Consider the following 18,125-nt stretch of genomic DNA (forward strand, 5'->3'; position numbering starts at 1 on the left):
ACAATGGAATGGCGAACGCATCGGTTTATGCAATGCTGCTGGTCGCGATCGTGCTGGAAGTGATCGGCACGACGGCGTTGCAGATGTCTCAGCAGTTCACCCGCCTCGGCCCGACAGTGGTTTTGGTGATCTGCTATACGGCCGCCTTCTATTGTCTTTCGGTGACGTTGCGGGTCATCCCGGTGGGCATCGCCTATGCTATCTGGAGCGCGCTTGGCATCGTGCTGATTTCGATGGTGGGGGTCGTGCTTTTCCGCCAGAAACTCGACCTCGCTGCCGTCATCGGCCTGGGGCTGATCATTGCCGGCGTGCTCGTCGTCAATCTCTTTTCAAAATCCGTGTCGCACTGAAAACACAGGTGTTGTCTATGGTCGTTTTTGTCTTTGTCAAATTCGCGGGGAGGCTTTATCTCTTGCCCCGAACGGGCTGATGGACGCTTGAAGTACGGCGCTTTCCCAAAGCGCTTTGGATCGCATAACCCATTCAATTTTAATGGTATAAGAGGAGTGCCGTAATGACTATTCGTGCCGTCGTTTGGGGCGAGAACATTCATGAGCAGACAAACAAGGTCGTCGCCGAGATCTATCCGGAGGGCATGCACAACACCATCGCCAAGGCACTCAATGCCGATGCGGGTATCGAGGCGACCACGGCGACGCTACAGGAGCCGGAGCACGGTCTCAGCGAAGCCCGTCTGAAGGATACCGACGTCCTGTTGTGGTGGGGGCACAAGGACCATGGCGCCGTCAAGGACGAAATCGTCGAGCGCGTGGCAAAGCGCGTGTGGGAAGGCATGGGCCTCATCGTCCTGCATTCCGGCCATTTCTCCAAGGTCTTCAAGCGCCTGATGGGCACGCCCTGCGCGCTGAAGTGGCGCGAAGCCGGCGAGCGCGAGCGCCTCTGGGTCATCAATCCCCGCCATCCGATCGCAGCCGGCCTCGGCGAGCATTTCGAGCTTGAGAATGAGGAAATGTACGGTGAGCAGTTCTCCGTTCCGGAGCCGCTGGAAACCGTGTTCATCTCCTGGTTCCAGGGTGGCGAGGTCTTCCGCTCGGGCATGACCTGGCGCCGTGGCGCCGGCAACATCTTCTACTTCCGTCCAGGCCACGAGACCTATCCGACCTATCACAACGGCACCGTTCAGAAGGTTCTGATCAATTCCGTGAAGTGGGCCCATAACCCGCTCGGCACTCAGGTCAGCATCCATGATGCGCCGAATGTGCCGGTCGAAAAGGCACTGGAGCCGATCGTCGAACGTGGTCCGAAACTGCACCAGGCCGGCGAAGCCGGTTATCGCTGAGGTATCAGATGCGTCTCATAGTAGTTGGCACGGGCGGCATGGCGAAGAACCATGTGGAGCATTTCGCCCGCATTCCTGGCGTCGAAATCGTCGGCGCCGTCGATACGGATGCGACGAGGCTCACCGCCTTCTGCGACACGTTCGATATCAAGAAGCGCTTCTCGTCGCTCGACGAGGCGCTCACCTGGGGCGAGTTCGATGCGGCGACGAATGTCACGCCGGATAAGGCGCACCACCCGACGACCCTGCCGCTGCTTGCCGCCGGCAAGCATGTTCTCTGCGAAAAGCCGCTTGCGGAGAATTATGAAAAGGCGCTCGAGATGACGGAAGCTGCCGAAAGGGCGGGGGTCGTCAACATGGTCAACCTGACCTATCGCAATGTCGCGCAGCTGCAGAAGGCGCGCGAGATGGTGATTTCGGGCGAAATCGGTACCGTCAAGCATGTGGAGGCGTCTTACCTGCAGAGTTGGCTCGTCTCCAAGGCCTGGGGCGACTGGCGCAGCGAATCCAAGTGGCTGTGGCGTCTGTCGACCGGTCATGGCTCGAACGGCGTTCTCGGCGATATCGGCATCCATATCCTCGACTTCGCCGCCTATGGCGCCGCGACCGATATCGATCACGTCTTTGCCCGTCTCAAGACCTTCGCCAAGGCGCCGGGCGAGCGCATCGGCGAATATACGCTCGATGCAAATGACAGCTTCTCGATGTCGGTCGATTTCGCCAACGGCGCGCTTGGCGTCGTGCATGCAAGCCGCTGGGCGACGGGACATTTGAACGAGCTGAAGCTTCGCATCTATGGCGAGCGCGGCGGCCTGGAAGTGAACCATAGCCCCAACGGTTCCGAACTGCGGGGTTGCCTGGGCGATGATACGGAAACGGCGACCTGGCGCGTTCTTGAAGTACCTCCGGTGCCGACCAACTACCAGCGCTTCGCCGAGGCTGTGATGACCGGCAGCAGCCAGGACCCGAGCTTCCGTCACGCAGCCAACTTGCAGCGCGTGCTGGATCTTGCCATGGTGACGGAAGTTGAACGGCGCGAACTGAAGGTCTGATATCACAGTCAGCCTTCAGGCAGGGCCTTGGGAGTGCACGTATGTCTACCGAGGAAAAAGTGGCCAGCCACTATACGCACGGATCGCTGGAAGCGGCGATCCTGCAAAGCCTTGCGGCCGACGGCAAGGATGTCGACAATCTTCGCATCCGCGATCTGGCTGATATCGATGAATTCCATCTGGGGCGACATGCGGCGACGGTGGATTTCGCGAGAGATCTGGATCTTTCCGCCGGCCTGCGCCTCGCCGATATCGGCTCCGGGCTCGGCGGGCCTGCCCGCCATTTTGCCGACTCCTACGGATGCATCGTATCAGGCGTCGATCTCACCGAAGAGTTTGTTCAGGTCGCCAATTCGCTGACGGCTCGCTGTGGTCTCGCGGACCAAGTCTCCTTTCAGCAAGGCAGCGCCTTGGCGCTGCCCTTCGAGAGCGACAGTTTCGATCGGGCGACGCTCATTCATGTCGGCATGAATATCGAGGACAAGGCGAGACTGTTCGGGGAGATCAGGCGCATTCTCAAGCCGGGCGGCCGTTTCGGTCTCTATGAAATCATGCAGATGCGTGACGGCACACTCCCCTTTCCCATGCCCTGGGCAATGGAGCAGGAGACGAGCTTCGTCCGTAGCCCCGATGTCTATCGTCATCTGCTCGCCGAAGCCGGCTTCACGGTTGAGCTTGAGCAGGACCGCAGTGCTCTCGTAATCCGGCTGGCGCATGAAGCGCGAGCCAGGGCCGCTGCGGCTGGCGAGGTGCGAGACCAAAGTGTCCGTACGCTGATGGGTCCACGGGCTGGCGAGCGCATGAGCAACGTCAACGTGTCGGTCGAGGGCGGCCTGCTTGCGCCGATCGAGATGATTGCCCGGGCGGTGTGAGGTCTGCCGCACGTTGACAGCGGCGGGCCTGTTTCTGTATGGAAAATATAACGGTAATGGATTTCTGCCGGGCCATGGTGGCCGAACCGCTGCTCTGATTTTTTCAGAGAAGCTGATGACTCCTACTCAACACGCCTGAAAGGCGAAAGAGTAGAGTCATGCCTGTTATCTTACCGTTATCCCACTGTTTCTTGTTCACCGTCCCCGGAAGACCGCATGCTGGCTTCGCGGGAGGGGCAAACTGATGTCCGTATCCGCCTATTTTCATCATCGTTTTCAGCAATTCCGCAGCCTGTACAAATGGATCGTTCTCGTGGTGCCGATGGCTGTGGTCGTCGGCTCGCTCTGCGCGCTGTTCCTCTGGAGCTTGGACAAGGCGACAGCCGCGCGCTTCGATCATCCCTGGCTGATCTTTCTTATGCCGGTTGCCGGTTTCCTGATGGTGCTGGTTTATCAGCGCTTCGGCCGAGGCTCGGAGGGCGGCAACAATCTGATCGTCGACCGGATCCATGAGCCCGGCGGCGGCGTGCCGCTGCGCATGGCGCCCTTTATCCTGGTTTCGACGGTTCTGACGCATCTGGTCGGCGGTTCGGCGGGACGCGAAGGGACGGCGGTGCAGCTTGGCGGCAGCATTGCCAGCGCCTTTGCGAGGGTCTTCCGGCTCAGTCACGCCGAGATCCGCATCCTCCTCATGGCAGGCATTGCCGCCGGCTTCGGTGCGGTCTTCGGCACACCGATCGCCGGCGCCGTCTTCGCTCTCGAAGTCCTGACGATCGGGCGGATGCAATATGAGGCGCTGATCCCGAGCCTCGCTGCGGCAATCGCGGCCGACTGGACCTGCCATGCCTGGGGCATCGAGCATATCCAGTACCACATCAGCTATCTCACCGGCACTCCGGCCAGCACCTTCCACCTTGATGCGCTGCTGCTCGCCAAGGTCGGACTTGCCGGCGTCATCTTCGGCTTGGCCGCACGTTGCTTCAGCGAGCTCTCGCATTCTGCGTCTGCGGCGTTCAAACGGTTCTGCACCTACGCGCCGTTACGGCCCATCATCGCCAGTGCGATCTTGATCGGTCTCGTTTACCTGCTCGGCACGCGGCAATATCTCGGGCTTGGCGTGTGGTCGCCCAATCCAGACGATGCGACGATCCTCGGCTTCTTCGATCCGGCTCGTGTCGATTACTGGAGCTGGTTCTGGAAGGTAGTCTTCACCATCGTAACGCTGAGCGCCGGCTTCAAGGGCGGCGAGGTGACGCCGTTGTTCTTCATCGGTGCCGCGCTCGGCAATGCGCTTGCCGCCATTCTCGGTGCGCCGGCCGATCTTTTTGCCGCGTTGGGCTTTGTCGCCGTTTTCGCTGGCGCGACCAATACGCCGCTTGCCTGCATGATCATGGGCATCGAGCTCTTCGGCGCGACGCACACGGTCTACCTCGCGGTCGCGTGCTTCCTTGCCTATATCTGCAGCGGCCATACCAGCATCTATCTGTCCCAGCGTCTCGGCATCGCCAAAAGTGCTTCCGATAATATCCCAGCCGACATGCCGATTCGCCATATTCGCGAACACGGTGTGAAGACGCGGCGGGGAAATGCCAACAAGACCAAAGAGGTTTGACGCAAGGGCGGTTGGAGGTTGTCGTGCTCTCTGGGAGCGCGGCCGATGGATGCCGGCCATCGCCTATATTGACCATCCGTTTTCCTGTCGATCGAGGCTCTGATGGCGGGACTTGCAATTGTCCGGCTAATAATTCAGGCTCAAACGGCATAGTGATTGGAGATCGGCAGATTTCGCCGCATTTTTGCCGATTCTGAGGTGAATCCCTCTCGAGAATCGCGGAGATTTATTCCACGACAAACCACCGCTCGTTGCGAACGGACTCTCTTGCGAAATTCGACTAATCAACTCATATAATCGCCTGTTAAGATCACAGCATAACACAAGGAGTCGGGCGTCGATCAGGATAAGCACCGGCAAAGCATTCCCAATGACAAGCCTGTTCTCGCTCCGGGATTCGCATGCGGATTCCCCGGGCAACTTCCTCCCGGACCGCACCGCCCCAAAAGACAGACATGACGGAGAGTCCCTTGAGCGCACCTGCTCCCACTTCCAACCAATCTCCTGCTCCGGAACAGACCTTCGGCACCGCCGGCATCGCGCCGATGGACCGCCCGAGCGCCATGACCCGCTTTTTCATGGGCATCGTTGCCTGGGCCGAAAGCCTCAACCTGAAATATGCCAAGCTCGGCAATCCGCCGGTCTATGACACCGCGACTTTCCCCTGGGCGGCCGAGATCGAGAAGGATTATCCGGCCATCCGCGCCGAGCTCGAAAAGGTTCTGCTGCGCCAGAGCGAGCTGCCGACCTTCCAGGACATCTCTACTGACGTGAAGACCATTTCCACCGATACGCGTTGGAAGACGTTCTTCCTTCTCGGTTTCGGCGTGAAATCCGAGCAAAACATCAAGGCGTGCCCGAATACCTGGGCGGCCGTGCAGAAGATTCCGGGGCTGACGACGGCGATGTTCTCGATCTTCGAGCCGGGCAAGCATCTCCCCGCGCATCGCGGCCCCTATAATGGCGTGCTACGCCTGCATCTTGGCCTCATCGTGCCGGAGCCGAATGACAAGCTCGCCATCCGCGTCGACAAGCAGGTTTGCCATTGGCAGGAAGGCAAGGCGCTGATTTTCGACGACGCCTATGAGCACGAAGCCTGGAACCACACCGACAAGACCCGCGTGGTGCTTTTCGTCGATTTCGTCAAGCCGCTGAAATTCCCGGCCCGTTTCGTCAACTGGGCCCTGATGAACCTGGCGATCTTCACGCCCTTCATCAAGGAAGGTCTTGATAATCACAAGGAATGGGAAAAGAAGTTCTACGCCGAAGCCGAGGCGTTCAGAAACCGTCCGAAGCCCTGATCGCGTCGGCCGTTTAGCTTCATAAACCCCGGTCTCTCTGAGGGAGGCCGGGGTTTTGTTTTATTCAGTCACGCGCAGCCGCAGGGAGGCGTCCAGAGAGTGGAACCCTGCCTATTTCGCCGTTCGCACGATTGCAGCGCCTGCCGTCATGCCGCCACCGAAGGCCACGAGCCCAAGGTTCAATGGCTCGGAGCGCTCATTGGCGACATGCAGCATGGCAAGCGGAATGCTTGACGAGCTGGTGTTGCCATAGGTTTCAATGACGCTGAGGGCCGGGCGGCCGCTGCGCTTGGCGATCGTATCGATGATGCGCTGGTTGGCCTGGTGCGGCACCAGAAGATCGAGGTTGGCAAGCTCGATGCCCGCATCGACGCAGGCGTTTTCGATCGAGCGGGTCATCGAATGTACGGCTTCGGTGAAGACCGAGCGGCCGTTCATGGCAATGACGCCATCGTCCGGCAGCGGAACATAGAGCAGGTCCCCCGGTTCCGGCCGGCCGCTGACGATCGGGCGGCTTGCGGTGAAGAGCGGGTTGCGTGCCATGTCGCGGCTGGTCACGAGGCTGGCGGTCGCGGCGTCGCCGAAGAGGATCGCGGTGGAGAAATCATTCATGTCGAGCAGCGGCGACAGGACTTCCGAGGTGATGATGAGCACCTTGGCGTCGTTCTGCTGGGCAATGAAATCATAGGCTTGCTGCAGGGCGTAGAGATAGCCGGAGCAGGCCGCACCCATGTCATAGGCCGCAAGCGAAGGCCGCACGCCGTCTTCGGCGACGGCAACCGCGACGCGGCTTGCGAGCGACGGCGTGGCGATGTCAGGCGTGCCGGTGGCGGCGATCACCAGATCGACATCGTGAATCGACATCTGGTTCTGCCTGAGGAGATCGCGCGCCGCCTTGGTGGCAAGGCTCAACGTGCCTTCGTCGGGTCCGATCCAGAATCGGCTCTTGATGCCCGTCAGCGCCAGGATTTCGTCGGCCCGGCGGTTCGGCCAATTGTGGATGATTTCTTCGTTGGTGACGCGGCGGGCACCGGTCGCGATGCCAATGCCGTTGATGACGACTTCCGAGAAGCTGCCGGTATGGCGGCGCAGCGCCGGGATGACATGCGATTTCAGCCGCCGCAGCACGAATTTGTTTTGGATTTCAGAGGCGAGCGCGAAATTCTGCTCGCTCAGATCGCGATTGGCATCGACGGTCAGAAGCGGGCTGTCCGTGGCGATCTGGTCGCCGACCTTGGCGAAGACTTCCTGCACGACGCCGCCGATATTAGCGCAGATCTCGACCGAGGCCTTCGTCGCCTCGACGACGGCCACCAGCTGGCCGACTTCGATCTTGTCGCCGGGCTTGACGAGCATATCGGTCACCAGGACGTTTTCGTCGGCGGGGCCGGAGCCGATTGCCTTGATCGCTGCCGTCGGGCCGCTGTCGTCCTCTTCGTGCCAGGTGACCTCGCATTCGAGAACCTCTGCCATCAGGTCCACCAGCTTGCGATAGGAGGGCAGGGTCTCGAGCTGATTGCGGAAATTGAAGGGAATGTGAGCGTCCGAGCGGGCAAGCCGGCGCACGACAACCGGGACATCGGTCTTTTCGGTGACGGTCGCGATGATTTCCGCACCCATGCCGACAGTGCGGTTGTCTTCATGCACGACGATCAGGCGGCGGGTGCGCCGTGCACTCGCCAGCACTTCCTTCTCGTCCCAGGGCGAGATCGAGCGCAGATCGATCACCTCGACGGAGAAGCCCTGAGCCTCGAAAGCGCTTGCGGCATTGGCGCAGAGCGAAACGGTGTTGCCGTAGCTGACGAGGGTAATGTCGCGACCGCGGGTAACATGGCGCGACAGGCCGGGATGGACGAAATGCTTGTGCAGATCCTCGGAGGTGCGGCCGTCGGAATTGTTGAGTACGGCCTTCGGATAGAGGAAGACCGTCGGACGTCGCGACTCGAAGGCGGCATTCAGCAGACCGGCAGCATCGCCAGCGCTGGAGGGCATGACGACATCAATGCCGGGCGTATGCGCCAGCATTCCCTCGAAGCTCTGGGCATGGAAGGGGCCGAGACCGGGCTTGTAGCCGCCGCAGCTCACCATCAGGATGACGGGTGCTTCCCAGGCGCCATTGCTGCGCCAGAACATGCTGCCCATTTCCGAGACGATCTGGTTATAGGCAAGCGGCAGGAAATCTGCGAACTGCAGGAAGGCGACAGGGCGCTGGCCGGCCAATGCGCGGCCGACGGCGGTGCCGACGATTGTCGATTCGGTGAGGGCGGCGTTGTGCACGCGGTCGGGATATTTCGTGCTGAGGCCGCGTGTCACACCGAAAACGTCGCCCTTCGGATCCTCGATATCCTGGCCGAACAGGACGACGTCGGGATTTGCGGCCAGCTGCTTGTCTAGAACGACATTCAGCGCCTCGCGCATCGTCAGTGTCGATGCGGTCTCGTTGCCGCGATATTCCGCCTTGCCATTGAACGATGCGGGGTAGGGAGCCTTAGCTTCCGGCTCCACCTTCGGAGCGTCTTCTTTGCGGGCAAGGGCGGCTTCAGCGTGCACTTCCGCAATCAGTTCCTGTTCGATCTTCTGTAGCGCATCGGCGTCGACACCGGCTTTGTGCAGCATTGCCCGCAGGTTCGGCAGCGGATCGCGCGAAGAGCCTGCCTCGATTTCGAGCAGGGTGCGATAGGTCTTCTGATCGTCGGCGTTGGTATGATCGGAAAGGCGCTCGACGTTCAAAAGCACGATGCTGGGCGTGCGGTTGTTGCGGCTATGGCGTACGGCCTTGTGGAAGGCGTCGCGCGATGCGGTGAGATCGTCGCCATCCGTGCGGATGATATCGATGCCGTAGAAAGAGGAGGCGGGGCCGGCGGGCAAATCGAAGAAGGTCTGCTTGCCGGTGCGTGTCGAGATGGAGAAGCTGTTGTCCTCGATGATGAAGACGACAGGATATTGGCTGCGCACGGCTTCGGCGATGGCTTCGAGGAATTCGCCCTGCTGCGTGGTGCCGTCGCCAACGCAACAGATGGCGATCGGCATTCCCGGCTTGTGCTTCAGGGATGCTGCGACGCCAACGGCATGCAGAGCATTGTTGCCGACCGGTCCGACGATCGATGTGATATTGAGGGCGCGGGATGAAAGATGCGCGCTCATCTGCCGGCCGGCGGAATGGGAATTGGCTGTCGCAAGCAGGCTGGAGAAGAACTCACGAATGGGCATGCCGCGTGCCAGCATGAGGGCTTTGTCGCGATAATGCAGATGCAGCCAATCGTCGTCCTGAAGGAATTCGTTGAGAAGCGCCGTGGACTCGTGTCCGGCGCCGGAAACATGGAAATGTGCTATGCCCTGCTTGATGAATTCTCGCTCAAGACGGTCTATTTCTCTGGAAACGAAAAATATTCTGTGAAGTTGCTTGAGGTATTCTGTTGTAAACCTCCCTTCCATCTCAATGATTTTCCTAATCTTTCGTCTAAAACCGCTGGAGGGACCTAGGTAGACCCCTAGGCTGCCTTTTTCAATACACGTTAAATGACAATATTTTCTCGGTTTGAAACGGAAATAAGTGAATTGCCAGGCTGCAAATTTTCGCGATGTTTCTATCCATGGCCACGCGTCCGTAAATGCACCCGTCCGCGCGCGGCGCGATTGCCGCGTTTATCGAAAGCGATCCTAGCCTGATTTGCGGATTTTAGCGTTGGCGTTCCGCCTTGCCGCAGCGGCCTTTGCGGCCTGTTCTTCCTGAAGGATCAGTTCCTTCGGCTTCTTGCCGATGATCTCCTTGCGGCCTTTCCGGGAGAAGGGCTGCGCGAGTTGAGCGAGGAAACCCTTGGCGACCTTGCCGGTGATGCCGATATCCGTGGAGGAGGGGCGCGGCGGGTTATGGAAGGTGCCGAGAAGCTGATCCCAGATCACGAGGTTTTCCCCATAATTCGTATTGCCTTCAGCAAGCACCTTGGAATGATGCCAGCGATGCAGGCGGGGAGTCGAGAATATGAGATCGAGCGGGCCGGTGTGCATATCGACATTGCAATGCGTCAAGAGGCCGATGAAGGCCGTGACCGCGCCGATCCAGAGGAAGACCGGTAACGGCGCACCGAGCAAATAAAGTGGGATCTGGCCGAGCGCGATCTTGAAGAGTGTATCGATGAAGTGGAAACGGCCGGTGTTGATGACCCAAAGACGCTCGACGCTGTGATGAAGGGCATGGAAGCGCCACAGCGACAGATGCTCATGCGCTAGGCGATGCGCCATGTAGAGGCCGAACTCGGCGATAACGAGGCCGAGCACCACCTGGAAGGCCATAGGCCATTGATCCGGCCAGAAATGCGAATGGTAGCTGAGCGCCGGCTGCGCGACCGTCGCGACGGCCATCGGGAAGGAGGTCCCGATCGCAGCGGCGATCTGCACGCCGCCCTTGCTTAGCAGCGTATGGGCGATATCGTTGAAGGTCTCGCCATCGCGCTTCTGCCAAGTCTTCTCGTAAGGCATCAACCGCTCGAAGAGGGCGATGATGGCTACCGTCGAAAGATAGACGACATTGAACCAGAGAAGATGCATATCCGACCGGAAGGCGAAATAGGCTCCCGTTAGTCCACCGCATAGGATGGCTGGCCACAACAGGGAGGAAACAGCAGCGTAAAGACGCGAACTGCTTTGAAATGTCATTCCATCATCCTCAGATTCTGATCGGCGAAATAGCGCGTGAATATGCGCGATATGTAGCGCGATGATTGTGGAGTCGAAAGCGAAATTTTTCCTGTGGTCGGCAACAGGCAGTTGGGTAGGAGATCGAGACATGCGCATAGAGCAGGCGGCAGGCGAACATCTGGAGGCGTGGGCTCGGTTGCGCTTCGAACTTTGGCCCCATAGTTCGCTCGAACATCATCGGGCGGAACTGGCGCAATTTCGCGCTCATGAAAATGCTTCTGCGTTTGTCGCGATCGATTCTGCCGGTCATGTCGTCGGTTTTGCCGAAGCGACATTGCGGCATGATTACGTCAATGGCTGCGAGACTTCGCCGGTCCTGTTTCTGGAGGGCATCTATGTGCGTCCCGAAGATCGGCGCGGAGGGGCGGCGCGGGCGCTTTGCCAGGCTGTCGCCGCATGGGGGCGGGAGGCTGGCTGCACTGAGTTTGCCTCGGATGCACTGATCGACAATCTTGCGAGCCACGCCTTTCATGGCGCGCTCGGTTTCGTCGAAACCAGGCGCGTGGTCTACTTCCGAAAGCTGCTTTAGGCCGAAGCCACAGGACTGTGCCTAGCCGAATGTCAATTTCGTCTTCTGCTGGCCAGCCTCGTCGAAATTCTCCGGGCTCAGCCAGCGCTCGTAGCCGGCCTTAAGGCGCGGCCAGTCGGCGTCGATCATGGCGAACCAGGCGGTGTCACGGTTCTGGCCCTTGGCGACCATGTGCTGTCGGAAAATGCCTTCGTAAACGAAGCCGAAACGCTCGGCTGCCCGCTTCGAAGGTTCATTGAGATTGTTGCATTTCCATTCAAAGCGGCGATAGCCGAGCGTGTCGAAGACGTAGGATGCGAACAGATAGAGCGTTTCGGTCGTCACGCGGCTGCGGGCAATGGCAGGTCCCCACAGGATGCTGCCGATTTCGATGACGCCATGCGCGTTGTCGATGCGCATCAATGCCTGTCGGCCCTCGGCGCGTCCGGTCCGCTTGTCGATTGTCGCGAAGAAGAGCGGATCGGCGCTGGATGCGGCTTTCTCGAGCCAGGGCGAAAAGGCGGCGCGATCGGCCGGGGCATCCTCGAAAAGATAGCGAAAGCGATCTTCCGCGCCGGGTGCGCGGGCCGAGGCAAGGAGATCGTCGCCATGACGGGCCGTGTCGAGCGGCTCGATCCGGGTGTAGTGGCCTTCAAGGGCGATGCGCTCGGGGCGGGCGACGCCCTTCCAGTTCGTCAGATCCATATCAAAGTCCTTTGGTCATTAAATGTAGTTCAGCGAAGCCGGCCGGATTGTATCAGGTCTGCTAGGGATTGTGGCAGTTCCATTCCGTCGGGCATGCCCGGTGCCGGTTGCGGTGGCACAAGTTGGCTTTCGATGGGCAGGATGCCGGCCCAGACGGGATGATCCGCTTCGTCCATATCGCCCGGCGGCCCATTGCGGATCTTGGCGGAGGCCTCGTCGATTTTCATCCGCATGACCGAAGTCGCCTTGACCTCCTGCTTGGTCATCGGTCTCAGGCTATCCCAGCGGCCGGGAAACAGGTCTTCGATCAGGCGGCGCAGTGCATCGGTCTTTTCCTCGATGTCATCGACGAGACGGGCCGTGCCGAAAACCATGGCCGAGCGATAGTTGACCGAATGGTTGAAGGCCGAGCGGGCCAGCACATAGCCGTCGATGATGCTGCAGGTCAGACAGACCGGCGTGTCTTCGGCGGCGCGCAGGAAGCGGCTGGCAGACGAGCCGTGCCAATAGACGTAATCGCCTTCGCGCCAGTGCAGGGTCGGCGTCACATAGGGCGCACCGTCGATGACATAGCCGACGTGACAGAGCGGGGAGGCATCCAGAATGGCGTGGACATCGGCATGGGCGTGGCTGCCGCGCTTCGGGCTGCGCCGCACGCGGGTGCGCTCGGTGGTCGGGTAGGTCTTGGCGTCGGGCGGATAGTGATCGGCCATGTCTTCCTCACAGATCGGACGTTGATCTCTGCCAGAAAAGAGGTAGGCTATAAGCGGCCAGTTTTTTGATTTTTAGCAGACCAGTTGAGGTTTCATGACATCGGTGGCGCAGTGGCCGGCACTGGACCGGTCTTCGGGCGACCTAGAGGGGCAAGTCTACCGCTTGATGCGCGATCGTATCCTGCGCGGGCAGATGCCGGCAGGGCAACGGGTGCCGTCGACGCGGACGATGGCCCTCTCGTTCGGCGTTGCGCGCTCGACCGTGGTCAACGCCTATGATCGGCTCAAGGCGGAAGGCTATCTTCACGCGACATCTGGCGCGGCGACACGCGTCGCTGCGTTCCCGACGACGCCGTTGTCGGGTCAGGCTGCACCACCGCCCCCAAATTTGCCGCGTGTTACGGAATTCAAGACCGGGGGATTGTGTGAACCCGGCGTGCCCGATGTCTCCACCTTTCCCCATGCCGCCTGGGCGCGCTGTCTCGGTGCTCGGGGTCGATCGTTGCGGGTGCATGATCTCGGCTACAGCGATCATGGCGGCATTCGCGAGTTGCGCGAGGCGATCCTCGAACACATCTCGGCGACGCGTGGCGTGGTCGCCCGGCCCGAGCAGATCGTGATCGTGCCGTCGACGGGTGCTGCAATCGGGCTGCTAGCGAGCGTGTTGCTTCAGCCCGATCATCGAGGCGACATCGTTTGGATGGAGGACCCGGGCTATGCCAGCGCGCAGGCGATCCTGCGGATGGCTGGGGCCAGCCTCGTGCCGGTGCCTTGCAATGCCGAGGGCATCGATATCGCGCAAGGGGCCGGGCCACCGCCACGCCTGATCTATGTCACACCTTCGCATCAATATCCGACCGGAGTCACCATGAGCCTGCCGCGTCGTCTCGCCTTGCTGGAGTTTGCCCGCGCCAATGGCGCGATCGTGCTGGAAGACGACTATGACAGCGAGTTCCAATATGCGTCGCGCCCGATCGCCGCCCTGCAGGGCATCGATCACGGCGAAGTGGTCGCCTATATCGGCACCTTTTCGAAGACTCTCGCGCCCGGTCTGCGCGTCGCTTACGCCGTCATTCCCTCGCGGCTTCTGGCGGCGACGGAAGCGGCCCAGCGGCTTAGAGGCGCCGTCGTGCCCGTTCATATGCAGGCGGCCTTGGCCGATTTCATGCGTGAGGGGCGGTTTCGTGCTCATCTGAGGCAGATGAACGCCATTTATGCGGAGCGCATGGCAGCAACCGTTGAGGCGCTTCGTCGCCATTGCGGCGATTGGCTGGAGGTTGGAGTGGGTGGCGGCGGGTTGCAGCTGGTCAGCTGGTTCCACGACGGAAAGACCGATGATGTCGCCGTCGCGCGCGCGATTAACTCCAACGGTTTCGCCGTGCGGCCGATATCGGCGCTGTATCTGGGACCTGCTCGACCCGGGCTGCTGCTTGGTATCGCGCGCATGGAGGCTCAGGCCGCGGATGCTGCAGCGGCAAGTATTGCCCGGCTGCTTGCGACGATGCCCGTCAACGCCTGAGAAACATCGCCCGGTATTCCCGTGGCGTCATGCCTTTCAGCGCCCTGAACTGCCTGTTGAAATTGGCAAGCGAGAGATAGCCGACGGCATCGCTGATATGGTGGATCGCCTGGTCGGTAGAGGAGAGGCGAGCGCAGGCGTCGCCGATACGCATGCGCATGAGATAGTCCGATATCGTTCCGCCGGTATGGCGGCGAAACATGCGGTGCAGACCGGAGACGCTGAGTGCCGCGATATCGGCCAGCTCATCGAGGCTGATCGCGCGGGCATAGTGAAGATGCATATGCGTCAGCACGCGGTCGATGCGCTCGCGGCTTTCCTTGAGATCCGGTGCTTGCGCCGGCGCGCTTGCGAGCGGCGTCGCCTGACGATCCTCCGCAACCCTTACCAGAATGCCGAGCAAAGCCAGAAGGCGCTCGACGGGTGGCTTTTCGAAAATGGTTTCGAACGAGGAGCGGACGACGGCCGAGGTCGTCTGCGAAAAGCGAAGGCCGTTGTCTCCACGCTGCAGCATCGCTTCGATGGATCGGAATTCGACGGCGCCGCCTGTTATCTGCAACAGCCAGTCGCGATTGAACCAGAGAACCAAAGCAATATGCGGCTTTTCTTCTTCGATCTTGGCGCGCGAAACCCAGCTATGCGGCAGATTGGGGCCGACGAGAACGAGATCGCCGTCACCGTAGTCGCCACTGTGATCGCCGATGAAGCGCTGGCCGATGGAATTCAGCGTCAGCGTCAGCTCGAATTCCGGATGGTGGTGCCACTGGAACGGAATGCAGTCGTCAAGCCTGCGGTTCAGCATGCTCCAGGAGGCTTCCGGCGAACGGGGCAGAACTTCGAGATAGGGCCTCATGGGGCGTCCGCAGTGTCATTGGAGCCAGAATAGTATCAGAATTGGCCAAAGCTAGGCAACATGGAAACTCTGGTTAGAGCTACAACTTCCCCCGTCACCCGAAACCAAAGGGGCCAGCGAGATGGAGGAAACTTATGCAGCCTGCCTTGAAACGAGACGCGCACCCGACCGCGTCAGCAGTCACAACGCAATTGAAGGATATCCAGAAGACATTGCCGCTCAGGGTGCTGTCGAAGGAAGATTGGCAGCATTGGATCACGAAAGGCTATGTGATCGTGCGGCAGGCTGTGCCGGCAGCGAATATCGAGCGGCTTGTCGACCTTTTGTGGCGTTTTGACGAGAAGGACCCGAACGATCCCTCCACCTGGTATGCGCCGCAGCGGCGCGAGCACAAGATGAAGGAGCTCAACAATACCGGCATGCTGGAGATCTACAATCACCAATACCTCTGGGACAACCGGATGGAAAAGCGGATCTATGATGTCTTCGTCGACATCTGGGATCGGGAGGATCTCTGGGTCACGATCGATCGCGCCAATCTCAATCCGCCGAAGAAGGTGAGGGGCAATCCGAACGGCTTTATCCACTGGGATGTCGACACCTCGATCCGTCCGCTGCCGATCGGCGTCCAGGGTGTTTTGAGCCTGAAGAAGCAGGACGGCGACGTCGGCGGATTCCAGTGCGTGCCGGAGCTCTTCGAGCATTTCGAGGAATGGGAAAAGACGCAGCCGGCCGATCGCGATCCCATGCATCCCGACATGACCGGCCTGTCGGTCGTCAACATCGACATGGAACCCGGTGATCTGATGATCTTCAATTCGCTGCTGGCGCACGGCGTCCGCCCCAACCATTCGGACAACCGCGTTCGCATGGCGCAATATATCTCCATGCATCCCGCCGAATACGACAATGTCGGCGAGCGCGAGGAACGTATCCGCCTATGGCGGGAGCTAGACTCTCCGAAGCGCGACGCCTTTCCCGGCGATCCCCGTGAATGGGAAAAGCACAACGCCACGACGGCCAAACTCACGCCGCTCGGTGAAAAGCTGCTGGGTCTCAAGCGCTGGTGAGCGACCGCGACTAACCTCTCAAAAAATATCGAGCGGCTTGTGGCCGCTCGATTCAGTTATGCCGATGCGGGGATCAGCGCGTGGCCGTCAGATGTCGTTCCAGCTGCGGATGACCGGCTCGGTCAGGTCGTGCTCATAACCAAGCACGCTGATGCTCGTGGTATCGAGAACCAGATGCGCGCCACCTTCCGGCGGCAGGCCGACCCAGCGGGCGGCGAAGACGCGCAGGAAATGGGCGCTGGAGAAGATCAGGACGGAGCCATCGATGCCGCGAAGTTCGCCGATGATCCGGTCGGCACGCGCGCCGACATCGGCGGCATATTCGCCGTTCGGGCAGCCGTCGCGAAAGACCTGCCAGCCGGGGCGTTCGGCAAGGATCGCCTTCGTGGTGATGCCCTCATAGGCGCCATAATCCCACTCCGCCAAATCGTCCTTGACGACGCGGCGGTCGCCGAAGCCAGCCAGCGCGCAGGTGTTTTGCGCGCGCTGCGAGGGGCTTGACCAGACGGCGGCGAAATCGATGAGGGGTAGGCGGCCCGCGAGTTTGCGGGCGGCTTCCTCGCCTGCAGCGGTCAGGGGAATATCGGTCCGGCCGGTATGCCTGCCGGAGAGGCTCCACTCCGTCTGTCCGTGGCGTACCAGATAGACTTCGGGATAGGCGCTGCTCATGCCGTTTCTCCTTTTCGCTACAGCATCGGCCTGAAAATCGGGATCGCTTTTCGGAAAGCCTGATGCGTAGATTCAAACATTGAGAGCGTCCATTGTGCGTCCGTACGGACGCACGGCGTTCTCGCGTGCGAAATTCTTCGCATCTGCGAAGGGTTCTGTCGAGAGTTAAGGCTGTTCGGTAAGTGTCGCGACAACCCTCAGCAAATCCAGGCTCTTGCGGAGGGTTGTGAATCTTATCGTTTCACGGCGCGGCGGACGCTGTGGAGCAGAATGGCGAGGCAGCCTATCAGCAGGAGAAGGCCACCTGCGAGCGGTGGCAAGGCGAGAAACTCCACCGCTCCGGCAATGACGAGAATGAGGATGAGGCAGAGCGTGGCGAGACTGCCATCATCGATGAACATGCCGACGAGTTCGGAGAGGGCGATGCGCAGGATGGTCATTGGGCTGCCTTTGCTGTTGGGTTGCCGCGCATGGCGCGGATGATGGCGTAGGAGGCGAGCGAGACGATCGCGAAGATGGCGATCAGTGCGAGGTCCTCGCCCGGCCAGTGCGCGCCGATGCCTTCACCGGTCCAGAAGATGCCGAAGCTTGTCAGCATGAGGCCGACGACGAATTTGAGCGTGTTTTCCGGCACGGTGGCGAGCGGACGATGGACCAGCAGCCCGATCAGCATCACAAGCACGAAGGCGGCAAGGGCGCCGAGGCCGGCATAGAGCGTCAGGCCATGGGCACCGCCGACGGCAATCACGATGAAGACCACTTCGACACCTTCGAGCAGCACCGCCTTGAAGGCGGCAAGGCCGGCGAGATAATCGGCCCGGCGGTCCGTGGACTGCGCCTGCAAGGCGGCCGTCTCCTTCGAGAAGGCCGCTTCCTCGTCGTGCAGGGCGATGACGCCGAGCGACCGGAGGATGGCTTTGCGCAGCCAGCGCATGCCGAACAGGATGAGGAGAACGCCGACGACGAACTGCAGGATTTCGATCGGTATCAGCGCCAGCAGCGGTCCGAAGATGAGAACGAGGGCCGCCAGCACGGCAAGCGCAAGCGCGGCGCCGGTCAGTGCCGGGCGCCAGCTTCGCGTGACGCCGACGGCAAGGACGATGGTGAAGGCTTCCACGACCTCGACAAACGAGCCGAGGAAAGATGCCGTCACGGTGGAGAGAATGGGCGTGAGGCTGTTCATGAATTGATTCCCGAATGACCGTTATGGCGTTGAATGCGAATGGTATTTTCCGGACGATTGTTCTTCATGT

17 protein-coding genes and 1 riboswitch are annotated in these 18,125 nt (G+C 60.5%); of the genes, 9 read left to right on the forward strand and 8 right to left on the reverse strand.

What is annotated here, in order from left to right:
• The first annotated feature begins 8 nt into the window (after positions 1–8).
• From FHT73_RS00835 to FHT73_RS00860, 6 genes are all read left to right on the forward strand, one after another.
• A complete protein-coding gene (locus tag FHT73_RS00835) occupies positions 9–350 on the forward strand; it encodes an SMR family transporter (protein ID WP_112334874.1) in 342 nt (113 codons plus the stop codon).
• A 164-nt stretch (positions 351–514) separates the two neighbouring features.
• Entirely contained in the window at positions 515–1,300 is a 786-nt protein-coding gene (locus tag FHT73_RS00840; protein WP_112399189.1) for a ThuA domain-containing protein, read from the forward strand.
• An 8-nt stretch (positions 1,301–1,308) separates the two neighbouring features.
• Positions 1,309–2,352 (forward strand): Gfo/Idh/MocA family oxidoreductase, encoded by a 1,044-nt coding sequence (locus tag FHT73_RS00845; protein ID WP_112334872.1) that lies wholly within the window; start codon positions 1,309–1,311, stop codon positions 2,350–2,352.
• Between the two features lie 41 nt (positions 2,353–2,393).
• Positions 2,394–3,224 carry a methyltransferase domain-containing protein gene (locus FHT73_RS00850; protein ID WP_183709296.1) on the forward strand — a complete coding sequence of 277 codons (831 nt, stop codon included), beginning with the start codon at positions 2,394–2,396 and terminating at the stop codon, positions 3,222–3,224.
• 43 nt (positions 3,225–3,267) lie between these two features.
• A riboswitch (Fluoride riboswitch) is annotated at positions 3,268–3,356 on the forward strand.
• A 112-nt stretch (positions 3,357–3,468) separates the two neighbouring features.
• Positions 3,469–4,836, forward strand: coding sequence for a voltage-gated chloride channel family protein (locus tag FHT73_RS00855; RefSeq protein ID WP_183709298.1), 1,368 nt, complete (start codon positions 3,469–3,471; stop codon positions 4,834–4,836).
• A gap of 455 nt (positions 4,837–5,291) precedes the next feature.
• Positions 5,292–6,137, forward strand: a complete 846-nt coding sequence (locus tag FHT73_RS00860; RefSeq protein WP_112334869.1) for an aspartyl/asparaginyl beta-hydroxylase domain-containing protein — start codon at positions 5,292–5,294, stop codon at positions 6,135–6,137.
• A gap of 111 nt (positions 6,138–6,248) precedes the next feature.
• Here the strand turns inward: FHT73_RS00860 and FHT73_RS00865 are convergent, their stop codons facing one another.
• Together FHT73_RS00865 and FHT73_RS00870 are read right to left on the reverse strand one after the other, a co-directional pair.
• Complete coding sequence (locus tag FHT73_RS00865) at positions 6,249–9,572, reverse strand: thiamine pyrophosphate-dependent enzyme (protein WP_183709299.1); 3,324 nt, start codon at positions 9,570–9,572, stop codon at positions 6,249–6,251.
• Between the two features lie 225 nt (positions 9,573–9,797).
• Positions 9,798–10,793: a sterol desaturase family protein gene (locus FHT73_RS00870; protein WP_183709301.1), complete on the reverse strand. Its 996-nt coding sequence runs from the start codon at positions 10,791–10,793 to the stop codon at positions 9,798–9,800.
• 130 nt (positions 10,794–10,923) lie between these two features.
• On the opposite strand from FHT73_RS00870, the gene aac(6') reads away from it, so the two are divergent.
• Positions 10,924–11,364 (forward strand): aminoglycoside 6'-N-acetyltransferase, encoded by a 441-nt coding sequence (gene aac(6'), locus FHT73_RS00875; protein WP_112604594.1) that lies wholly within the window; start codon positions 10,924–10,926, stop codon positions 11,362–11,364.
• A gap of 21 nt (positions 11,365–11,385) precedes the next feature.
• On the opposite strand, the gene FHT73_RS00880 is transcribed toward aac(6'), so the two are convergent.
• Both FHT73_RS00880 and FHT73_RS00885 read right to left on the reverse strand, forming a co-directional pair.
• Positions 11,386–12,048: a GNAT family protein gene (locus FHT73_RS00880; RefSeq protein ID WP_112604596.1), complete on the reverse strand. Its 663-nt coding sequence runs from the start codon at positions 12,046–12,048 to the stop codon at positions 11,386–11,388.
• Between the two features lie 29 nt (positions 12,049–12,077).
• Complete coding sequence (locus FHT73_RS00885; RefSeq protein WP_112604599.1) at positions 12,078–12,761, reverse strand: pyridoxamine 5'-phosphate oxidase family protein; 684 nt, start codon at positions 12,759–12,761, stop codon at positions 12,078–12,080.
• A 94-nt stretch (positions 12,762–12,855) separates the two neighbouring features.
• On the opposite strand from FHT73_RS00885, the gene FHT73_RS00890 reads away from it, so the two are divergent.
• Positions 12,856–14,280, forward strand: coding sequence for a PLP-dependent aminotransferase family protein (locus tag FHT73_RS00890; RefSeq protein ID WP_183709303.1), 1,425 nt, complete (start codon positions 12,856–12,858; stop codon positions 14,278–14,280).
• Here FHT73_RS00890 and FHT73_RS00895 read toward each other — a convergent pair.
• Positions 14,270–15,133, reverse strand: coding sequence for an AraC family transcriptional regulator (locus FHT73_RS00895; RefSeq protein WP_183709305.1), 864 nt, complete (start codon positions 15,131–15,133; stop codon positions 14,270–14,272). The two genes, FHT73_RS00890 and FHT73_RS00895, sit on opposite strands and share 11 nt — an antisense overlap.
• A 134-nt stretch (positions 15,134–15,267) precedes the next feature.
• Here FHT73_RS00895 and FHT73_RS00900 point away from each other — a divergent pair, with 134 nt between their 5' ends.
• Positions 15,268–16,203, forward strand: a complete 936-nt coding sequence (locus FHT73_RS00900) for a phytanoyl-CoA dioxygenase family protein (RefSeq protein ID WP_183709307.1) — start codon at positions 15,268–15,270, stop codon at positions 16,201–16,203.
• 87 nt (positions 16,204–16,290) lie between these two features.
• Here FHT73_RS00900 and FHT73_RS00905 read toward each other — a convergent pair whose 3' ends face one another.
• The 3 genes from FHT73_RS00905 to FHT73_RS00915 all read right to left on the reverse strand — a co-directional run bounded on the left by FHT73_RS00905 (position 16,291) and on the right by FHT73_RS00915 (position 18,055).
• Positions 16,291–16,872: a histidine phosphatase family protein gene (locus FHT73_RS00905; protein WP_183709309.1), complete on the reverse strand. Its 582-nt coding sequence runs from the start codon at positions 16,870–16,872 to the stop codon at positions 16,291–16,293.
• Positions 16,873–17,105: 233 nt separating this feature from the next.
• Positions 17,106–17,312, reverse strand: coding sequence for a hypothetical protein (locus FHT73_RS00910; RefSeq protein WP_183709311.1), 207 nt, complete (start codon positions 17,310–17,312; stop codon positions 17,106–17,108).
• Positions 17,309–18,055, reverse strand: coding sequence for a COG4280 domain-containing protein (locus FHT73_RS00915; RefSeq protein WP_112415467.1), 747 nt, complete (start codon positions 18,053–18,055; stop codon positions 17,309–17,311). The genes FHT73_RS00910 and FHT73_RS00915 overlap by 4 nt, the downstream gene beginning before the upstream one ends.
• Positions 18,056–18,125: the final 70 nt, after the last annotated feature.

The organism is Rhizobium sp. BK098 (assembly GCF_014193155.1).
In the GTDB taxonomy this organism is placed as follows: domain Bacteria; phylum Pseudomonadota; class Alphaproteobacteria; order Rhizobiales; family Rhizobiaceae; genus Rhizobium.